This is a genomic window from Sporosarcina ureae (genome assembly GCF_002109325.1).
Lineage (GTDB): Bacteria > Bacillota > Bacilli > Bacillales_A > Planococcaceae > Sporosarcina > Sporosarcina ureae_C.
Genome location: NZ_CP015348.1, coordinates 541853 through 559474, shown reverse-complemented (window position 1 = coordinate 559474; position 17622 = coordinate 541853). Strand labels below are relative to the sequence as shown.

The window sequence follows — 17622 nt, the reverse complement described above, 5'->3', positions numbered from 1 at the left end:
ATGATAATTGGATTAACAGGAAGTATAGCGAGCGGAAAAAGTACCGTGGCCAATATGTTGCGTGAAAAAGGATATCCAATTGTGGATGCGGATGTCATTGCGAGAGAAGTTGTAGAACCAGGCAGCCCATTGCTAGATAAGATCCAGCAAACATTCGGTGCAGATGTGTTGCGAGAAGATGGAACGCTAAATCGTGAACAGCTCGGAGCAATTGTTTTCGGTGATGAAACAAAAAGGCAACAGTTAAATGAATTGATGCATCCTGCAATTAGAAGCCAAATGGTCAAACAAAAGGAAGACTATGTAAACCAAGGCTATCAAACTGTCATCATGGACATTCCATTACTTTTTGAAAGCAAACTCCATGACTATGTAGAAAGAATTATCGTTGTTTCTGTCACGAAGGAAATTCAAAAGCAGAGACTGATCGCGCGCAATGAACTAACGGAAGCGGAGGCAGATGCTAGAATTGCCTCCCAATTGGATATGAGCATCAAAGAACAAGGTGCGGATGCGGTTATTCATAACAACGATACGGTGGAAGAAACTCAAAAACAGTTGGAAAACATCCTAGAAAAATGGCAAGCTGTAGCCAAATAATTACGTTGGGAAATTAAATTGTAGATTTATGATGCAATAGTGTTGGCATAACGATAATATGTGTTATACTAATGAACGATTAAAGATATAAAGTATAACATATAACATATATGCAGGAGGATCCCTTTCATGACTACAAAAATTGCTATTAATGGACTCGGCCGTATTGGACGAATGGTATTCCGTCAAATTATTAAGGAAGATGATGTGAATCTAGTTGCGGTAAATGCTACATATCCAGCAGAAACTATTGCACATCTTTTAAAATATGACTCAACACATGGCGTGTTCGATGGTGAGATTATAGCGGAAGAAAACGCAATCGTTGTTGACGGTAAACGTGTACAACTGATTACTGAGCGCGACCCTTCGAAATTGCCTTGGAAAGAACTTGGTGTAGATATCGTGATCGAATCAACAGGTGTATTCAACTCACGCGAAAAAGCTGCACTTCATTTGGAATCAGGAGCGAAGAAAGTAATTTTAACGGCTCCAGGTAAAAATGAAGATGTAACAATCGTTCTCGGAGTGAATGACGACAAATTAGATGTTGAAAAACATAGTGTAATTTCAAACGCAAGTTGTACAACAAACTGTTTGGCGCCGGTCGCAAAAGTATTGAATGATGAATTTGGTATCGTAAACGGCCTCATGACAACTGTACATGCGTATACAAATGATCAGAAGAACCTAGACAACCCTCATAAAGATTTACGTCGTGCGCGTTCTTGTGGTGAGTCTATCATTCCAACATCAACAGGCGCTGCAAAAGCTTTGTCGCTCGTACTACCTGAGCTTCAAGGGAAGATCCACGGCTTGGCACTACGTATCCCAACACCGAACGTTTCGTTAGTGGATTTAGTAGTAGACGTTGAGAAAGATGTGACGGTTGAAGAAGTAAACAATGCGTTCCGTAAAGCAGCAGAAGGCTCGATGAAAGGCATTCTTCGCTTTACTACTGAACCACTTGTCTCGATCGACTTCAATACGACAACAGAATCTGCAACACTTGATGGACTTTCTACCATGGTTATGGGCGATCGTAAAATCAAAGTACTTGCTTGGTATGACAATGAGTGGGGTTATTCAGCTCGTGTTGTGCAATTGGCGAAAAAAGTCGCTGCTGCATTAACGGACAAAGTAACTTCTTAATTAATGAATGAATTGGCACTTCATCTTACGAGATGAAGTGCTTTTCTATGTCCGTTTGTTGTTGTACGGATAGTTTCTGTTATAATGAAAAGTACTAATGAATATGCGGAGGAACTAACTATGTTATGTCCAGCTTGTCACTACAACGGAACACGCGTGATTGATTCACGGCCTGCGGAAGAAAACCATTCAATTCGAAGAAGACGTGAATGCGAAAAATGCAGTTTTCGTTTCACTACATTTGAAAAAGTGGAGCATTCTCCCTTAGTTGTCGTAAAGAAAGATAAGACACGCGAAGAATTCAGCGGTGAAAAGTTGCTGAGAGGGTTAATTCGCGCTTGCGAAAAGCGTGCGGTCCCGATTGAACAATTAAAAGAAATCGTAGTTTCTATCGAAAAAGAACTGAGAAGCTCAGGAAATGTCGAAATAGATTCTGAACAAGTAGGCGAAATGGTGATGGAACGCTTAGTGGATGTAGATGAGGTAGCGTATGTTCGATTCGCATCTGTCTATCGCCATTACAAAGACATCACAGTCTTTATTGACGAATTACAACAATTACAAAACAGGAAAGATGAACAAAAGTAAGGCGTTTAACTAGAAGGGGAGGCGATTGTCGAAATGCTTTACACAGAGTTGCAGCCTGTCGATTCCTTCGAAGTGAAATTAGCACATCCTTTTTCTGCGTATGACCGACAGATGCTTACATTATTCTATCAGCCACTTATCGGTCCTGAAGCGATCAGTTTGTTTATGACGCTCTGGACGGATGCGGAGAGTAAGGAACCGCAAGAACATACCCACTATTACTTAATGAATATGTCTTCTTTTCCACTTCAGTCTATTTTTGAAGCACGGATTTCATTGGAAGCTATAGGATTATTACGTACGTATAAGAAAAAACATGAAGTGGATAAGCGGTCTTTCCTTTATGAACTATTACCGCCGCTTGACGCACCTTCTTTTTTTAATGACCCGCTTTTATCTACATTTTTATTCAGTAAGATCGGGGAGCAGCCGTATCGTCAATTGCGTGGCCGGTTTTTAGAAGAGCCGATTGCGAAAGAAGAGTATCACGACATCTCAAGGACGTTTTTAGATGTCTATAAACCAGCAAGAGGCGATCAAGCGATGGAATTGACTGCAGGAATGCAGTTTCAAGGGAAAAGTGAACCACCCGGCATACCCTTTTATGTAGCTAATTTTAATTTTGATTTATTTTATAACGGCTTATCGGAACAAATGATCCCCAAAGCTTCGTTACGAACTATTTCTCAGGAAATGATTGCGATGCTGGCTTTCTTGTATTCACTCAGCCCGCTCGATATGCAAAAAGTCGTCATGATTGCGATGGATGAAAATCATCAGCTGACAGAAGAGAAAGTTCGAAAAGCAGCAGCGGAGTTTTATAAGATGAATACGTCAATGCAACCGCCTAAATTGCAGTCAGTATTTACACAGCCGATTGTTGATGAAGTACCAAAAGAGAACATGAGTCGTGACGAAGAATTACTATTCTATTTGGAACATACACCGCCGAAAGAAATGTTGCGCAAAGTGAGTAAGAAAGAACCTTTCCTAGTGGATATCCAGCTCGCTGAACGATTGATCAATTTACACAAGTTTCCGGTTGGCGTCGTCAATGTCTTGTTACAATATGTAATGTTGCGTAATGACGGTAAAATTACAAGTAGTTTTGTGGAACGTATAGCTTCGCATTGGGCGAATAAACAAGTAAATGATGCTAAAACGGCTTTGAAGCTATCTAGGGAAGAACATGATCAATACATGAAATGGCTTAAAGAAGGCAAGCAATCGACACCAAGAAATCGAAAAACAACTAGGGAAGAAAAAGTTCCCGAATGGTTTAATAAGCGTGATAAAAAGAACGAGAAATCCGAAAAACCTAATGATTTCAATGTTGAAGAAGAGCGCCAAAAGTTATTGAAAGAATTGGGGATCCAAGAATCAGAGGTGAAATAATATGGAACGAATTGGAGATGCGATGAAACGAGTAGTTAATGCTCCTTCATTAGCCCAAAAATACGACGAACTTCGAACAGAAGTGATGGAAGATCCAGGTGTCCAACATTTCATTCACGAACATTCAGATGAAATAAACACAGAAGTAGTCAACCGCAGTTTGGGTAAGTTATATGAATACACTACCGCTTCCCATGCCTGTGAGCGCTGTCCGAATCTGGATGGATGCATAAATGTCATGAAAGGCTTTGAGCCGAAATTAGTCATAGCACAGCGCCTTATTGATATTGACTACATCATCTGTCCTACGAAGCAATTGGAAGATGAACGTAGAAATATCTCTAAAATGGTTAATAGTATGTACATGCCTAGAGAAGTCATGGAAGCGCGCTTATCTGACGTTGACTTCCTTTCAGAAGATAGTCGCGTGATCGTTATGCGGGCTGCTAAAGACTTCTTGAATCAAATCGAGTCTACCGGTAAGGTTCCGGAACGTGGATTCTACCTATTCGGAAACTTTGGAATTGGAAAGTCCTTCATTTTAGGTGCGTTAGCGAATGAATTGGCGACTAGACGTATACAGACCGTCGTTGTCTATGTACCAGAATTCCTTCGTGAAATGAAGCAATCTATCCAAAACCAAACGCTGGACGAAAAAGTGGAATTCGTAAAACGAGCTCCAGTATTGATGCTCGATGATATCGGTGCGGAAACGATGTCAACGTGGACAAGGGATGAAGTGCTAGGTACCATCTTGCAGTACCGTATGGCTGAAAAATTGCCAGTATTCTTCACCTCCAATTTTAATTACAATGAATTGGAACACCATCTTACAACGAGTCAGCGTGGGGAAAAAGAGCCTATTAAAGCGGCACGAATTATGGAGAGGATCCGCATGGTCAGCCAACCATTCAAACTCGGTGGCGAGAACTGGCGGGATTAATTATTCAACATACACGGCTTTGTTGAAATAATTAATAAAATATACTTGCAATTACGCTCAGACTTTTCTATACTATTTACACAGTTCAACATAAATAAAATGTCTAAATGCATCGAAGAGGACAATAATTTATTTTTCACCTATCCAGAGAACAGGGGCATGGCTGAGACCCTTGTAGGCAGAAAGTAAATTTACCACCTCCGAGCAGCATCAGTGAAAGTAAGTAGCTGATGACGGTAACGGCCTGTTAGCCGATCGAAAGCTTCGGTCTTTTCGCTTTTTTGCGAATGGAAGGAAGAAGGGTGGAACCACGAGCTCAAGCCTCGTCCCTTTAGGGATGAGGCTTTTTTGCGTTCAAAAAAAGAAAGGGAGTCATACAAATGTCAGAAAACATTCAATTAAAATTTCCAGACGGTGCAGTAAAAGAATTTGAGAACGGTGTAACAACGGAAGAAATCGCAGGCTCCATCAGTCCTGGATTACGCAAAAGCGCATTGGCAGGGAAGATTGGAGACCAATTAATCGATTTAAAAACTCCAATCCATACAGATGGAGATATTAGCATCATTACTCCAACATCAGATGAAGCATTGGACATTTTACGCCACAGTACGGCTCACCTTTTGGCGCAAGCCGTCAAACGTAAATTCCCAGATGCGAAACTAGGAATAGGTCCTACTATCGATAATGGGTTCTATTATGATATCGATTCACCTACACCGATTACAGCTGAAGACTTACCTGAATTAGAAAAAGAAATGAAACGCATTATCGGTGAAAACTTGCCGATCATTCGTCACGATGTATCTCGTGCGGAAGCGGAAAAGCGTTTTAAAGAAATCGATGATGAATACAAATTGGAACTTCTTGAAGCGATTCCTGAAGATCAACAAGTCTCTATTTATGAACAAGGTGAATTCTTTGACCTATGCCGTGGTATTCACGTCCCGTCTACAGGTAAACTAAAAGAATTTAAATTGTTAAGCATCGCAGGGGCGTATTGGAGAGGGAACTCGGATAATAAAATGCTTCAGCGTATCTATGGAACAGCTTTCTTCAAAAAAGATGAGCTGAAAGAACATTTACGCATGCTTGAAGAAGCGAAAGAGCGCGATCACCGTAAAATCGGTAAAGAATTGAACCTCTTCACGAATTCACAAAAAGTCGGTCAAGGTCTTCCGTTATGGTTGCCAAAAGGTTCTACCATCCGACGCGTAATAGAGCGCTATATTGTAGATAAAGAAGAAAGATTAGGTTACCAGCACGTATATACTCCAGTACTAGGAAGTGTAGAACTTTACAAAACTTCAGGACACTGGGATCACTACCAGGACAGTATGTTCCCTGCAATGAGCATGGACAATGAAGATCTAGTACTGCGTCCGATGAACTGTCCGCATCACATGATGATTTATAAAAATGGTATTCATTCATACCGTAACTTGCCACTTCGTTTGGCAGAACTCGGCACAATGCACCGTTATGAAATGTCTGGAGCACTTTCAGGTCTTCAACGAGTACGCGGAATGACATTGAACGATGCGCATATCTTCGTGCGTCCAGATCAGATTAAAGAAGAGTTTAAACGTGTTGTCATGTTGATCATTGAAGTATATAAAGACTTCAATATTAAAGATTATTCATTCCGTCTATCGTATCGCGATCCTGAAGATACAACGAAATATTTTGATGACGATGAAATGTGGGAACGCGCACAAGCTATGTTAAAAGAAGCAATGGATGAGATGGAACTTCCATATACAGAAGAAGAAGGCGAGGCAGCATTCTACGGTCCAAAGCTTGATGTACAAGTTAAAACAGCAATTGGTATGGAAGAAACTCTTTCTACTGCTCAGCTTGATTTCTTATTGCCAGAGCGCTTTGATCTCACATATATCGGTGAAGACGGCAAGCAACATCGTCCAGTCGTAATCCACCGTGGTGTAGTATCTACAATGGAACGTTTTGTGGCATTCTTAATTGAAGAATATAAAGGAGCTTTCCCTACATGGTTAGCACCGATCCAAGTTGAACTGATTCCCGTGTCGTCTGATGTTCACCTCGACTATGCAGAAGATGTGAAAGAAAAGCTAACGATGGCTGGTTTCCGAGTAGATGTTGACAGTCGTGACGAAAAGCTTGGCTATAAAATTCGTGAAGCACAAGTACAAAAAGTTCCATACATGCTTGTACTAGGTGATCGTGAAATGGAAGCTGGCGAAGTGAACGTTCGTAAATACGGCGAACAAAATTCCGAAAGCATGTCGTTCGAAGCATTTCTTGAGGCGATTAAAGAAGATGTCAAGAAGGACTAATAGATAGAAGAAGGCGCTTGCGGAAGTCGCCCGCAAGCCCTTTAGTAAGTTTAAAAGCGTAACTAGCGCTTGCTATGAAAGTACAAATGAAAATAATAGTTGCAATAGTAAACACTATGCGCTATACTTACAAAGTTGAATTAATTCAAACATAACCTATGTATCCGACAACATGATCTACAGGGTTGTTGACAAAAGATACGAAACATGGTAATATAAATAAGGTTAACTGAATACAGTTTGTGGTATAAGAAGAGGCTACCCGCTTCTCACCTGATCGACGCAATGTAGTTGTTGCCAGGTTAGCACATTTAGTGATTTCTATGCATACGTGCATAGGTTACTTGCGCGGGTAGACAAATCATAATTTGTCTACTTTTTTTATTTCGTAAAATGGATGGACCTGTGGGACCTTTAAGTCGGACAATCCGACATACCAAAACGTGTATTCACGAGACAATATTCGGAGGTGGATTACTATTAGCAAAGACATGTACGTAAATGATGGTATCCGAGCACGTGAGCTGCGATTAATTGATCACAACGGCGAGCAACTCGGTATCAAAACGCGTAATGAAGCTTTAGAAATTGCTGCTCAAGCAAACCTGGACTTAGTTCTTGTTGCTCCACAAGCGAAGCCCCCAGTAGCTCGTGTTATGGACCATGGAAAGTTCAAGTTCGAACAGCAAAAGAAAGAGCGTGAAGTACGTAAGAACCAAAAGATCATCAACATGAAAGAAGTTCGACTTAGTCCAACAATTGATGAGCATGATTTCCAAACGAAACTTCGTAACGGAATCAAGTTCCTTGAAAATGGGGATAAGGTAAAAGCTTCAATTCGTTTCCGCGGCCGTGCGATTACACACAAAGAAATTGGCCAAAGAGTTCTTGATCGCTTTGCAGAAGCTTGCAAGGAAGTAGCAACTATTGAAGTTAAGCCCAAGATGGAAGGCCGGAGCATGTTCTTAATACTTGCACCGCTAGCCGAAAAACAGTAAGACGAACAATTTAGGAGGAACAGAACATGCCAAAAATGAAAACTCACCGCGGTTCCGCGAAACGTTTCAAAAGAACTGGAACTGGTAAATTAAAGCGTGGCCGTGCTTACACAAGTCACCTTTTTGCTAACAAATCTACGAAGGCTAAGCGTCACTTACGTAAGTCTTCACTAGTTTCTTCAGGCGATTACAAGCGTATTCGCGAAATGCTAACAAACATGAAGTAAGATCGAAACACACACTTATAGGATAAGCAGGAGGTAATGCACTATGCCACGCGTAAAAGGTGGAACAGTAACGCGCAAGCGTCATAAAAAAGTATTAAAATTAGCAAAAGGTTATTTCGGTTCAAAACATAGACTATATAAGGTAGCAAACCAACAGGTTATGAAATCTTATAACTATGCTTACCGTGACCGTCGTAACAAAAAACGTGATTTCCGTAGACTATGGATCACACGTATCAACGCGGCTGCTCGTGTGAATGGTATTTCATACAGCACATTAATGCACGGCTTGAAAGTAGCTGGCATCGATGTAAACCGTAAGATGCTTGCAGAACTTGCAGTGACAGATGCACCAGCATTTGCACAACTTGCAGAGACAGCAAAAAAATCTGTAGCAAAATAAGATGAACCAAAATCCACTTTCGTTTTCATTCTTATATGGAAATGAAGGTGGATTTTTTCGTATGGAGGAATGGCTGAAATGGCGCAAACTCTATTGATTTATATGGTAATCCTGTCTATCTGGGCATTCGCAGCAATGGGATATGATAAAAAACAATCTAAGAAGAAAAAGCAGCGCATACCAGAAAGAAATCTATGGTTGCTGGCTTTGCTTGGTGGGGGAGTAGGAGCGTACTTTGGTATGCAGTTCTTTCACCACAAAACGAGAAAAACCAATTTTCGTATTGGATTTCTACTTCTGATGCTACTTGATATTGTAATTTTACTTGCAGCATACGGTGTGAAATTACCGGCTACTGTTATGTTTTGACATAAAAAAAGGAAATAGTCGTGAGCAACTATTTCCTTAAAATTAGGATTTCATTAACTGTTCAATTGGATTCTTCCAATTGATTTCGGCATATGGATAATACGTCTGGACTTCCGATTCCAGGAAGTGAAAATCTTCTTTTGTCATACCTTGTAATTTGGATTCGTTCTTCACCCAAATAAAGATGGAAACTACATCAAATGAATTGGGTGTAGTGCCTAAATACTTCTCACCTTCAAACATTGCACCTTTGTACGTAATGAAGAAGTTTTTACGGATATTTTTGGCGTCATCATAAAAATAATATTGTTCTTTTTCATACGCTTCGTCCAGCTTTCGCTTGGCATCAGTCAAATAGCGAATGCCGGCATAAAATAAATAAATGACAAGTGCTATAATGAAGACACGAATCAATAAAATCAATGAAATCAGCTCCTGCAAATTATATAGTACTGTACTATACGGATGAGCAGCATAGAAGGTTTCATTTTAAAGCAAAACGTTGGAGGGGATTCAAATGAAATTACATCAACTATTTGAAATGCAAAGAGCGCTCGATACATACATACAAAAAAATCATCAAACGGATGAAACTTTCACGGAAAGAGGTTTGGCACTAGTAGTCGAACTTTCTGAGTTGGCTAATGAAACCCGTTGTTTTAAATTCTGGAGCACTAAAGGCCCTTCCGCTAATGACGTCATCTTAGAAGAGTATGTAGATTCTATTCATTTCTTATTATCTCTAGGAATCGAAAAAAACTTTGACGGATTGGAAGAATGGCCTGCAGGGGAAAGTACTGATCAAAACTTGACTCAATTATTCATTCAAACAGGTCGATCCATTTATACATTCTTGGATTCATTAACATTTGAAGATTATAAAAATATATGGGTGAATTACGGTGCACTTGCGAATACGCTTGGATTTACCGAAGATCAAATTATTCAAGCTTATATTGATAAAAATGAAGAGAACTACGCTCGTCAAAGAAGCGGATACTAAGCGGTAACAGTAGGCTTGTCACAAATTAAGCTATAAAAGACATTTCATATAAAAATAAATTGACAAAGAGACTGTTTTGATAATAAAATTAATACAACATAGGTCATACAGGGGGTATTTCGTTGAACGAATGGAGTAAAGATGATTTTGGATTGCGTTTAAAGGCACTGAGAGAACGTCGTGGACTGTCAATGATGGCATTTGGCGCGGCTATTGGTACATCAGCCAGCCGAATTAAAGATTGGGAGCGCGGTAAAAATGCTCCATCTGCTGCATGGATTGCTAAAATTTCAGAGCGTTTCTCTGTTTCCACGGATGAATTGATCATGGGCGAGGTGACTTTTACACCGTATATCAAAACGACAGGTAATACAGTAGAATCACTCTATGATCGCCTTCGTGAAACGATGAATGTCGAAACCTCAGGTACGTGGCCAACAGAGACTGATGAGCTATATGCAGAAATTGACTCTGTGAACAAAGAGAAGTATCGCAGCGGTAAAGGACGTCGCTCAGCTGAAAAAGAGCTAATGGAGCTGGCTATCCGTCTACCAAAAAAAGATGTACTAGAACTACTCGAGCTTGCTAAATATAAAAGACGTACGCTATAAAAATAACCCTAGAAGTTAGTATGCTTCTAGGGTTATTTTTTGTATAATCTGAGGCTTACAATCTAAATCAGGTAAGTACAATGAATTAGTTTGACAGTACGAAGGGATAGAAGCTCCAGTTGGCGGAAGCTTTCCCAGAGGATCAGCTCGACAGGCGAGACAACCAAGGGAGCAACGAGACTGGTTGGCTCACCGCGAGCCCTCTAGGAAAGCGTCCCCTCCGTAGCGCAAATCCCTACCCCAACACCCCGTCAGCCACCCCCTTTATTCCCAAATAATTATTAATCAAATAGCGTGAAATGTAGGAATATAGAATGAAATGCGTTATGATAGAGTCGTAGATAAACCCAAGGAGGATGAGTTGATTGAAAGCATTCGTTCATGAAAATGGTGAGTTGCACTATACAGATATCGCCGATCCCTCAGCTGGAAACGGTGAAGTAATTGTCGCATTGAAAACAGCAGGACTCAACCGACGTGATACAGCTATACCCAAACGACGTGGAGACGTCAAAGAACCATTGGCACTAGGCTCAGACGGCGCAGGCACGATCGAATCAATCGGTGAAGGTGTAACTGGTTGGAATGTTGGAGATGAAGTCATTATCAATCCATCACTTCGATGGTTCAAAGAAAGCGATGCGCCACCAACTGAATTTGATATTCTAGGTATGCCAGATCATGGTACGTTTGCTGAAAAAATTTGCATATCCTCAGAACAGCTAGAGAAAAAGCCATCACATCTTACGTGGAATGAAGCCGCAGTCATCGCTCTATCAGGGCTTACCGGTTATCGTGCATTGGTGACTAGAGGTCGTATAGAAGAAGGACAAACGGTCTTTATTCCCGGAGCTGGGAGTGGCGTCGCAACGTTTATGATTCAATTCGCAAAGAAAATGGGAGCGCGTGTTATCGTATCCTCAAGAAGCGAAGAAAAAAGAAATCATGCTATGAAAATCGGTGCAGATAGGGCAATTGATACGAACAGCGATTGGCCAGCAGAACTAAAAGAAGAAACAGTGGATTTGGTGATTGAAAGTGTAGGTAGAGCAACATTTAATCGTTCGCTTGAAATTCTTAAAAAAGGCGGTCATATCGTAGTATTCGGTGCAACGACAGAAGACACCGTCGAACTGAACTTACGCGAATTCTTTTATGGTCAGTATTCGCTACTAGGCACTACGATGGGAAGTCGTGAAGAATTACGCGAGATGTTGACTTTGATGGAAGAACATCAAATCCATCCTGTAATTGATTCCGTAATTCCTCTTGAAAAAACTAGTGAGGCATTTACCAAGTTGGACGACAGCGTTCAATTCGGTAAAATCGTTATAGAAATTACGAAATAAACTATATGACCAGCATAGAAAGGCAGTGGAACTAGTGACAAAAGAAGTAAAGACACTGACAGATTTGGAAATCGCTTCAAAAGCAACGATGCAACCAATTGAAGACATAGCGGATCGAGCAGGAATTCCATTGGATGCACTTGAGCTGTATGGTAAATACAAAGCGAAAATTAACGTAGATCTTATACCTAGACAAACTTCACAAGCTAAGGTAGTTCTCGTAACTGCTACGAGTCCAACTCCAGCCGGAGAAGGAAAATCGACAGTGACAGTTGGCCTTGGAGATGCACTTTCACGTTTAGGTAAGAAAACCATGATCGCATTACGCGAACCTTCATTGGGCCCTGTAATGGGTGTCAAAGGTGGAGCGACAGGAGGCGGCTTCTCCCAAGTATTGCCGATGGAAGATATCAATTTACACTTTACTGGTGACCTTCATGCCATTACGACGGTAAACAATGCGTTAAGTGCTATGATCGATAACCACTTGCATCAAGGAAATGTGTTAAATATCGATCCTCGCCGTATTACTTGGAAACGAGTAATGGATATGAATGACCGTGCACTGCGTCATGTAACGATTGGTTTAGGTGGACCTTCACAAGGTGTCCCACGTGAAGATGGCTTCGACATTACAGTAGCATCAGAAATCATGGCAGTCTTCTGTCTAGCGAGTAGTTTAAAGGACTTGAGAGAGCGCTTGTCCGATATTGTCATCGGCTATACGTATACTAAAGAAGCAGTAACTGTGCGCGATTTAGGAGTTGAGGGAGCGTTAACACTACTTCTTAAAGATGCGTTCAAACCCAATCTCGTACAAACAATCGAAGGCACACCAGCTTTAATTCATGGTGGACCATTTGCGAATATTGCACATGGTTGCAACTCATTGATTGCGACGAATACAGCGCGTAATCTGGCGGACTATGTTGTGACCGAAGCAGGATTCGGATCGGATCTGGGTGCAGAGAAATTTATGGACATTAAAGCGCGCATTGGTAAGTTTCAGCCGGATGCAGTAGTTCTCGTGACGACAATCCGTGCGCTCAAAATGCACGGCGGGGTAGCGAAACAGGAATTAAAAGCAGAGAATAGTGAAGCGGTAGAAAAAGGGTTAGTTAATTTAGAAAAACATATAGAGACGATTCTGGCATTCGGAGTGCAACCTGTAGTAGCGCTCAATCGTTTTGTTGGAGACTCTGACAGCGAATTACAAAAGGTTCAGAAGTGGTGTCAAGACAATGAAGTGAGAATGGCATTAACTGACGTATGGCTAGACGGTGGAGCAGGCGGAGAACTATTGGCGAAAGAAGTCTTGAAAGTGATGGATGAGCCAAATAACTTCGCGCCGATTTATGAAGTCGAGCAATCAGTTGAGGAAAAGCTGACAGCAATTGTGCAAAAAGTATACGGTGGTATAGGGGTATTATTTACGGATCAAGCAAAGAAAGATTTAGCTGTGATTAAACAAAATGGCTGGGATCTGTTGCCTGTCTGTATGGCGAAAACTCAGTACTCATTTTCTGATGATCCGAAAAAGTTGGGACGACCAACAAACTTTTCGATTACAATACGCAGTATCTTACCGAAACTAGGTGCGGGTTTCTTAGTTTGTCTAACAGGCGATATTATGACAATGCCTGGCTTACCAAAAAAACCAGCCGCACTGAATATGGATGTAGATGCGGACGGTAATGCTAAAGGGTTAATGTGATGTATTAATAAAATGATGTCATGAAAAGCAAAGAGTTTTCAGCTCTTTGTTTTTTTGTTGAAAAAAGTCATATGAAAAAGTAAAAAATACCTTTAAAAAAGGTTCCATTGAACTACTGTTATGCTATACTATTCTTTGACGTTTTGTACAAATGCTGAAGAGAAGGGGTGCCATGTAGTGGATAAAAGCTTTCGTCTAAAGTTAACTGGCATCCTCATTTCATTTACTTTGCTTTTGTCATTGGTTATTATCGTGACAGACTATATTCGATTGAAAAAGAATGTGGAAACCAGTTTGGAAATGCAAATTCAGGTGGCAGAAGATGAGATCATTACGAGTCTTGCAACTATTGATAAAGTATATAATGTTTTAGACGTTGAACGAGAGAGGGATATGAGAGAGTATTCCCAAGATCTACTTGAATTGTATGAAAAACAACCTGATTTTTCAACATGGGATTATAAAGCATTGAAAAAAAAGATGGGTATGGATATCTTTATAATTGATAAAAACAATGTAGTGATTGAAAGTAGTTATAAACCGGATATAGGACTGGATTTTAATTTATGTTGTTCAAAATTCAGTTCACTAGTAACTGAGCGTAGGAAACTAGGGGTATTCGCGCATGATGCACTCGATGTTCAACAGAACACAGGTGGATTTAAAAAGTTTAGCTATATGCCCACCCCTGATCGGAATTATATAATTGAACTGGGATATCTATTGGAAGATAAACTTGTGTTTAAAGAATTCAACTTTCTAGATACGATGCACAAATTAGAAAATGAAAATGATCAAATAAAATCCATTAAACTATACAACTACTTAGGTCTACTACTTGGAGATCGAGGAACCGGTAAGGAAAAAGAAATCAATCCTTCCAGAAAACCAATTTTTACAGCTGCTTATAAAAATTTAAAAAAAGAAGAGATAACAGTAAAAGAGAACGGTCAAACTATAACCTATCGGTACATACCCTATAAAGCGGATACAGTGCCTGGACTTTCTACGAATCGTGTAGTAGAAATTGCGTACTATGATGTTCCATTCTCTAGCGTGCTGACATCCTATCGTAATCAGTTTCTATTTCAAACGGCCTTCATTGCATTTACTACTATAGTCATGTCGATTATTCTTGCGAGAATGATTGCAAGACCTGTCCATTTGGCATTCCATGATGCGCTTACGGGATTAAAAAACCGTGCTGCTTTTGACGATACGGCAGTAGAGTGGCTTCGCCAGAAAAAAGGTCCACTACAGTTTATGATTATTGATTTAGATAACTTTAAATCTGTAAATGACATATTAGGACATGGAGAAGGCGATAAATTATTAGTGCGAGCCGCGAATATTATTGATAAGGAAAGTGGGAAAGATCATTTAGCTGCTCGAATTGGCGGCGATGAATTTGTCGTGTTGTTTTCACGTATGTCCGATGACCACGTCATAGAGCGTGCAAATAGTATGCTAGAAACGATGAGAGAGTCGTTTAGCTATTTGGAAACGGAAGGCATTGAATTATCTATCAGTATTGGGATTGCTGTGGCGAAGAAGAAAGATACCATTCATACACTTTATCGTAAAGCCGATTTGGCGTTGTATCAATCGAAGAAAAAAGGTAAAGATCAATATTCCTTATATGACTCGAATGAATTATAAAAAAGAGGATGTACAGACGTCAGTATTATGACATTCTGTTACATCCTCTTTTATGTTCTTGGATTAATAAATCTTATGATCGACCATCCATTTACTGATGAAATCCATAATGGATTCAATAGTTCCTTCTTCAAAAGGGGATTTCAGATGGGCGGTCTCTACAAGTTCCAGAAATGATTTACTTCCTCCTAATTGACATAACGCCAAGTAGTCTGACCACGCGTCATCAAAGTCTTCCAATGAACGTTGCCAAAATTGAAAAGCACAGATTTGTGCAAAAGCATAATCAATATAATAAAACGGTACTTCGTATATATGACCTTGTCTCTGCCAAAAACCACCTTGTTCTAGATAGGGATGTCCATCATAATCCCGTTTAGGTAAATAGGTGGCCTCCAAATCTTTCCATACTGCCTTACGTTCAGCAGGTGTCAGTTCAGGGTGATCGTAGATGCGCTGTTGAAACTCATCTACTGCCACACCATATGGTAAAAATAGTACACCTTCAAGTAAGTGTGCATAGCGATAACGGTCTGCATCAGTACCGAAGAAACGATCCATCCAGAACCACGTAAAGAACTCCATACTCATGGAATGAATTTCCGCTGCTTCAGTTGTCGGCCAAATATATTCAGGTATTCCGATCGAACGGCTTGAGTAAACTTGAAATGCGTGACCTGCTTCATGGGTCAAGACGTCAATATCACCCGACGTTCCATTAAAGTTTGAAAATATGAATGGGGAGTCGTAGTTATCGATAAAAGTACAATAACCACCAGCTTCTTTCCCTTTTTTCGCGACCAAATCCAAAAGGTTTTTACGCTTCATATAGTCAAAGAAGCGCCCGGTCTCACGGGACAACTCGGAATACATTTTCTGTCCGTTTTCTATAATCCATTCAGGCGTACCTTTTGGTTTTGGATTTCCTTCAGGATACTGCAAAGGTTCATCATAAAACTTCATTTGAGAAATACCAATTCGTCTGCTTTGCATACCACGTATTTTCTCGGTCAATGGTACAACATGCATCCGAATTTGTTTACGGAAATCTTCTACCATATCCGTATCATAGCCAATCCTGTCCATGCGAATGTAACCTAATTCAGTAAAGTTTGTAAATCCAAGTGCAGTAGCGATTTTATGACGTACTGCTACAAGACGATCAAAAATTTCGTCGAATTTTTCTTCATGTGATGCAAAGAAATCGGCAGTAGCATTCATCGCATCTTTTCTTACGGCACGATCAAGTGATTCCTTAAATGGACCGAGTTGAGCTAATGTCAGCGTTTCACCTTGAAACGGAATTTGAGCTGAAGCCACGAGTTTGGAATACTCGGAGATCAACTTATTCTCATCTTGCAAGAGGGGTAAGACTTCATCTGAATAGGATCGAATAGCATTTTCAGCAAGATGGAATAACTGGGCTCCCCATTTATCCTCGAGCTGAGAACGGAAAGGAGAGGCGATCAAGGATTTATAATAATCGCTTTGCAAAGCTTGGAATTGAGGGCCGATCTCATCAAAATAATCCCGCTCATCTTGATAAAATATGTCATTCGTATCAATGGAAGATCGGATATACATAATGTTTTCTTGTGTACTGTAATCACTTGTCAACTGGTTAATGTGCTCAATAATTTTGGATTGATCTTCAAATGAGCTGGATTGCTCAAATTGGGTAAGTGCTGTTTTGAATTCAGTTTGTAGTTTTTCGATACTCGGGCGAGTGTACTCATAATCTTCAAAAGTAAGCATTGTAGTCCTCCTAGTTTGCATATAGTGTGACTATCTCTTCATTTTCCGGTAACAGTAATAGAAAAGCAAACTATTTACCGGAAAAGACGTACATAAATTGCCACGAACTTATGAAATGATGTAGGATAGAGAGAGTAAACTCTTAGTGAGCGGGAAGAAGGAGAAATTTAATGCAAATAGTAAATGGTAAAGTGGAAGAATTGGTCGATCCAACAGGTATAATCGATGGTCAGCGCTACGAATTTCTTTTGACAGTTAAGTTCGATGAAGAAGATGAACTGTTCAATGAAGAAGGTACCGGCTTACGTATGCTATATTCTGTGAAAGATGGCCAGCGAAAGATGTTAACGTACCATTTTTATGAATTGGCAACGGAAAGTCCATTTGATGTAGAATGGGACGAAGAAGAACAAGCCGCAGCAGAGCAATATTGTGCAGAAATTTTCCCAGCAGTCTAATACAAAATAGATGTTATTCTTTTTAAAATAGAGGATAATGTACTAGAGAAATATAAATGGTGCACCCCAATAGCTTCTCATTA

At 40.2% G+C, this 17622-nt stretch carries 18 protein-coding genes and 2 other annotated features; of the genes, 16 read left to right on the top strand and 2 right to left on the bottom strand.

All coding sequences use genetic code 11. From position 1 onward, the window contains the following. The 10 genes from coaE to SporoP32a_RS02805 all read left to right on the top strand — a co-directional run bounded on the left by coaE (position 1) and on the right by SporoP32a_RS02805 (position 8990). The gene (gene coaE, locus SporoP32a_RS02850; protein WP_085426535.1) at positions 1–600 is read left to right on the top strand and encodes a dephospho-CoA kinase; all 600 of its coding nucleotides are present in this window, start codon (positions 1–3) and stop codon (positions 598–600) included. A 129-nt stretch (positions 601–729) separates the two neighbouring features. Beyond that, positions 730–1752 carry a glyceraldehyde-3-phosphate dehydrogenase gene (locus SporoP32a_RS02845; RefSeq protein ID WP_085426534.1) on the top strand — a complete coding sequence of 341 codons (1023 nt, stop codon included), beginning with the start codon at positions 730–732 and terminating at the stop codon, positions 1750–1752. A gap of 120 nt (positions 1753–1872) precedes the next feature. Then, complete coding sequence (gene nrdR / locus SporoP32a_RS02840; protein WP_085426533.1) at positions 1873–2340, top strand: transcriptional regulator NrdR; 468 nt, start codon at positions 1873–1875, stop codon at positions 2338–2340. A 33-nt stretch (positions 2341–2373) separates the two neighbouring features. Then, positions 2374–3735, top strand: a complete 1362-nt coding sequence (locus SporoP32a_RS02835; RefSeq protein WP_085426532.1) for a replication initiation and membrane attachment family protein — start codon at positions 2374–2376, stop codon at positions 3733–3735. Position 3736: 1 nt separating this feature from the next. Further along, positions 3737–4678: a primosomal protein DnaI gene (dnaI, locus tag SporoP32a_RS02830; RefSeq protein WP_085426531.1), complete on the top strand. Its 942-nt coding sequence runs from the start codon at positions 3737–3739 to the stop codon at positions 4676–4678. Positions 4679–4781: 103 nt separating this feature from the next. Further along, positions 4782–5012 (top strand) — a binding site (T-box leader). A gap of 46 nt (positions 5013–5058) precedes the next feature. Next, positions 5059–6993: a threonine--tRNA ligase gene (gene thrS / locus SporoP32a_RS02825; RefSeq protein WP_085426530.1), complete on the top strand. Its 1935-nt coding sequence runs from the start codon at positions 5059–5061 to the stop codon at positions 6991–6993. Between the two features lie 243 nt (positions 6994–7236). Then, positions 7237–7383, top strand: a sequence feature (ribosomal protein L20 leader region). 101 nt (positions 7384–7484) lie between these two features. Then, positions 7485–7991 (top strand): translation initiation factor IF-3, encoded by a 507-nt coding sequence (gene infC, locus SporoP32a_RS02820; protein ID WP_143560340.1) that lies wholly within the window; start codon positions 7485–7487, stop codon positions 7989–7991. Between the two features lie 26 nt (positions 7992–8017). Further along, complete coding sequence (gene rpmI, locus SporoP32a_RS02815; protein WP_029052909.1) at positions 8018–8218, top strand: 50S ribosomal protein L35; 201 nt, start codon at positions 8018–8020, stop codon at positions 8216–8218. Positions 8219–8261: 43 nt separating this feature from the next. After that, positions 8262–8621, top strand: a complete 360-nt coding sequence (gene rplT, locus SporoP32a_RS02810) for a 50S ribosomal protein L20 (RefSeq protein WP_029052910.1) — start codon at positions 8262–8264, stop codon at positions 8619–8621. Between the two features lie 78 nt (positions 8622–8699). Beyond that, entirely contained in the window at positions 8700–8990 is a 291-nt protein-coding gene (locus SporoP32a_RS02805) for a DUF1294 domain-containing protein (protein ID WP_085426528.1), read from the top strand. A 42-nt stretch (positions 8991–9032) separates the two neighbouring features. On the opposite strand, the gene SporoP32a_RS02800 is transcribed toward SporoP32a_RS02805, so the two are convergent. After that, on the bottom strand, positions 9033–9413 hold the full coding sequence (locus SporoP32a_RS02800; RefSeq protein WP_085426527.1) for a sigma-w pathway protein ysdB: 381 nt from the start codon (positions 9411–9413) through the stop codon (positions 9033–9035). Between the two features lie 94 nt (positions 9414–9507). Here SporoP32a_RS02800 and SporoP32a_RS02795 point away from each other — a divergent pair, with 94 nt between their 5' ends. The 5 genes from SporoP32a_RS02795 to SporoP32a_RS02775 all read left to right on the top strand — a co-directional run bounded on the left by SporoP32a_RS02795 (position 9508) and on the right by SporoP32a_RS02775 (position 15326). After that, entirely contained in the window at positions 9508–9993 is a 486-nt protein-coding gene (locus tag SporoP32a_RS02795; protein WP_085426526.1) for a dUTP diphosphatase, read from the top strand. Between the two features lie 122 nt (positions 9994–10115). Beyond that, on the top strand, positions 10116–10604 hold the full coding sequence (locus tag SporoP32a_RS02790; RefSeq protein WP_158232581.1) for a helix-turn-helix domain-containing protein: 489 nt from the start codon (positions 10116–10118) through the stop codon (positions 10602–10604). Between the two features lie 365 nt (positions 10605–10969). Beyond that, positions 10970–11953, top strand: coding sequence for a zinc-binding dehydrogenase (locus tag SporoP32a_RS02785; RefSeq protein WP_085426524.1), 984 nt, complete (start codon positions 10970–10972; stop codon positions 11951–11953). An 88-nt stretch (positions 11954–12041) separates the two neighbouring features. Then, entirely contained in the window at positions 12042–13667 is a 1626-nt protein-coding gene (locus SporoP32a_RS02780) for a formate--tetrahydrofolate ligase (RefSeq protein WP_232319620.1), read from the top strand. Positions 13668–13844: 177 nt separating this feature from the next. After that, positions 13845–15326, top strand: coding sequence for a GGDEF domain-containing protein (locus SporoP32a_RS02775; protein WP_198166210.1), 1482 nt, complete (start codon positions 13845–13847; stop codon positions 15324–15326). Between the two features lie 63 nt (positions 15327–15389). On the opposite strand, the gene SporoP32a_RS02770 is transcribed toward SporoP32a_RS02775, so the two are convergent. Continuing rightward, positions 15390–17081 (bottom strand): M3 family oligoendopeptidase, encoded by a 1692-nt coding sequence (locus SporoP32a_RS02770; protein ID WP_085426521.1) that lies wholly within the window; start codon positions 17079–17081, stop codon positions 15390–15392. 170 nt (positions 17082–17251) lie between these two features. Between SporoP32a_RS02770 and SporoP32a_RS02765 the strand changes: the two genes are divergently transcribed. After that, positions 17252–17539 (top strand): DUF6509 family protein, encoded by a 288-nt coding sequence (locus SporoP32a_RS02765; protein WP_085426520.1) that lies wholly within the window; start codon positions 17252–17254, stop codon positions 17537–17539. Positions 17540–17622: the final 83 nt, after the last annotated feature.

What these genes read in the sequence shown, in the direction of transcription:
- coaE (WP_085426535.1), top strand. Translation starts at nt 1, where the DNA reads ATGATAATTGGATTAACAGGAAGTATAGCGAGCGGAAAAAGTACCGTG.
- SporoP32a_RS02845 (WP_085426534.1), top strand. Translation starts at nt 730, where the DNA reads ATGACTACAAAAATTGCTATTAATGGACTCGGCCGTATTGGACGAATG.
- nrdR (WP_085426533.1), top strand. Translation starts at nt 1,873, where the DNA reads ATGTTATGTCCAGCTTGTCACTACAACGGAACACGCGTGATTGATTCA.
- SporoP32a_RS02835 (WP_085426532.1), top strand. Translation starts at nt 2,374, where the DNA reads ATGCTTTACACAGAGTTGCAGCCTGTCGATTCCTTCGAAGTGAAATTA.
- dnaI (WP_085426531.1), top strand. Translation starts at nt 3,737, where the DNA reads ATGGAACGAATTGGAGATGCGATGAAACGAGTAGTTAATGCTCCTTCA.
- thrS (WP_085426530.1), top strand. Translation starts at nt 5,059, where the DNA reads ATGTCAGAAAACATTCAATTAAAATTTCCAGACGGTGCAGTAAAAGAA.
- infC (WP_143560340.1), top strand. Translation starts at nt 7,485, where the DNA reads ATGTACGTAAATGATGGTATCCGAGCACGTGAGCTGCGATTAATTGAT.
- rpmI (WP_029052909.1), top strand. Translation starts at nt 8,018, where the DNA reads ATGCCAAAAATGAAAACTCACCGCGGTTCCGCGAAACGTTTCAAAAGA.
- rplT (WP_029052910.1), top strand. Translation starts at nt 8,262, where the DNA reads ATGCCACGCGTAAAAGGTGGAACAGTAACGCGCAAGCGTCATAAAAAA.
- SporoP32a_RS02805 (WP_085426528.1), top strand. Translation starts at nt 8,700, where the DNA reads ATGGCGCAAACTCTATTGATTTATATGGTAATCCTGTCTATCTGGGCA.
- SporoP32a_RS02795 (WP_085426526.1), top strand. Translation starts at nt 9,508, where the DNA reads ATGAAATTACATCAACTATTTGAAATGCAAAGAGCGCTCGATACATAC.
- SporoP32a_RS02780 (WP_232319620.1), top strand. Translation starts at nt 12,042, where the DNA reads ATGCAACCAATTGAAGACATAGCGGATCGAGCAGGAATTCCATTGGAT.
- SporoP32a_RS02770 (WP_085426521.1), bottom strand. Translation starts at nt 17,081, where the DNA reads ATGCTTACTTTTGAAGATTATGAGTACACTCGCCCGAGTATCGAAAAA.
- SporoP32a_RS02765 (WP_085426520.1), top strand. Translation starts at nt 17,252, where the DNA reads ATGCAAATAGTAAATGGTAAAGTGGAAGAATTGGTCGATCCAACAGGT.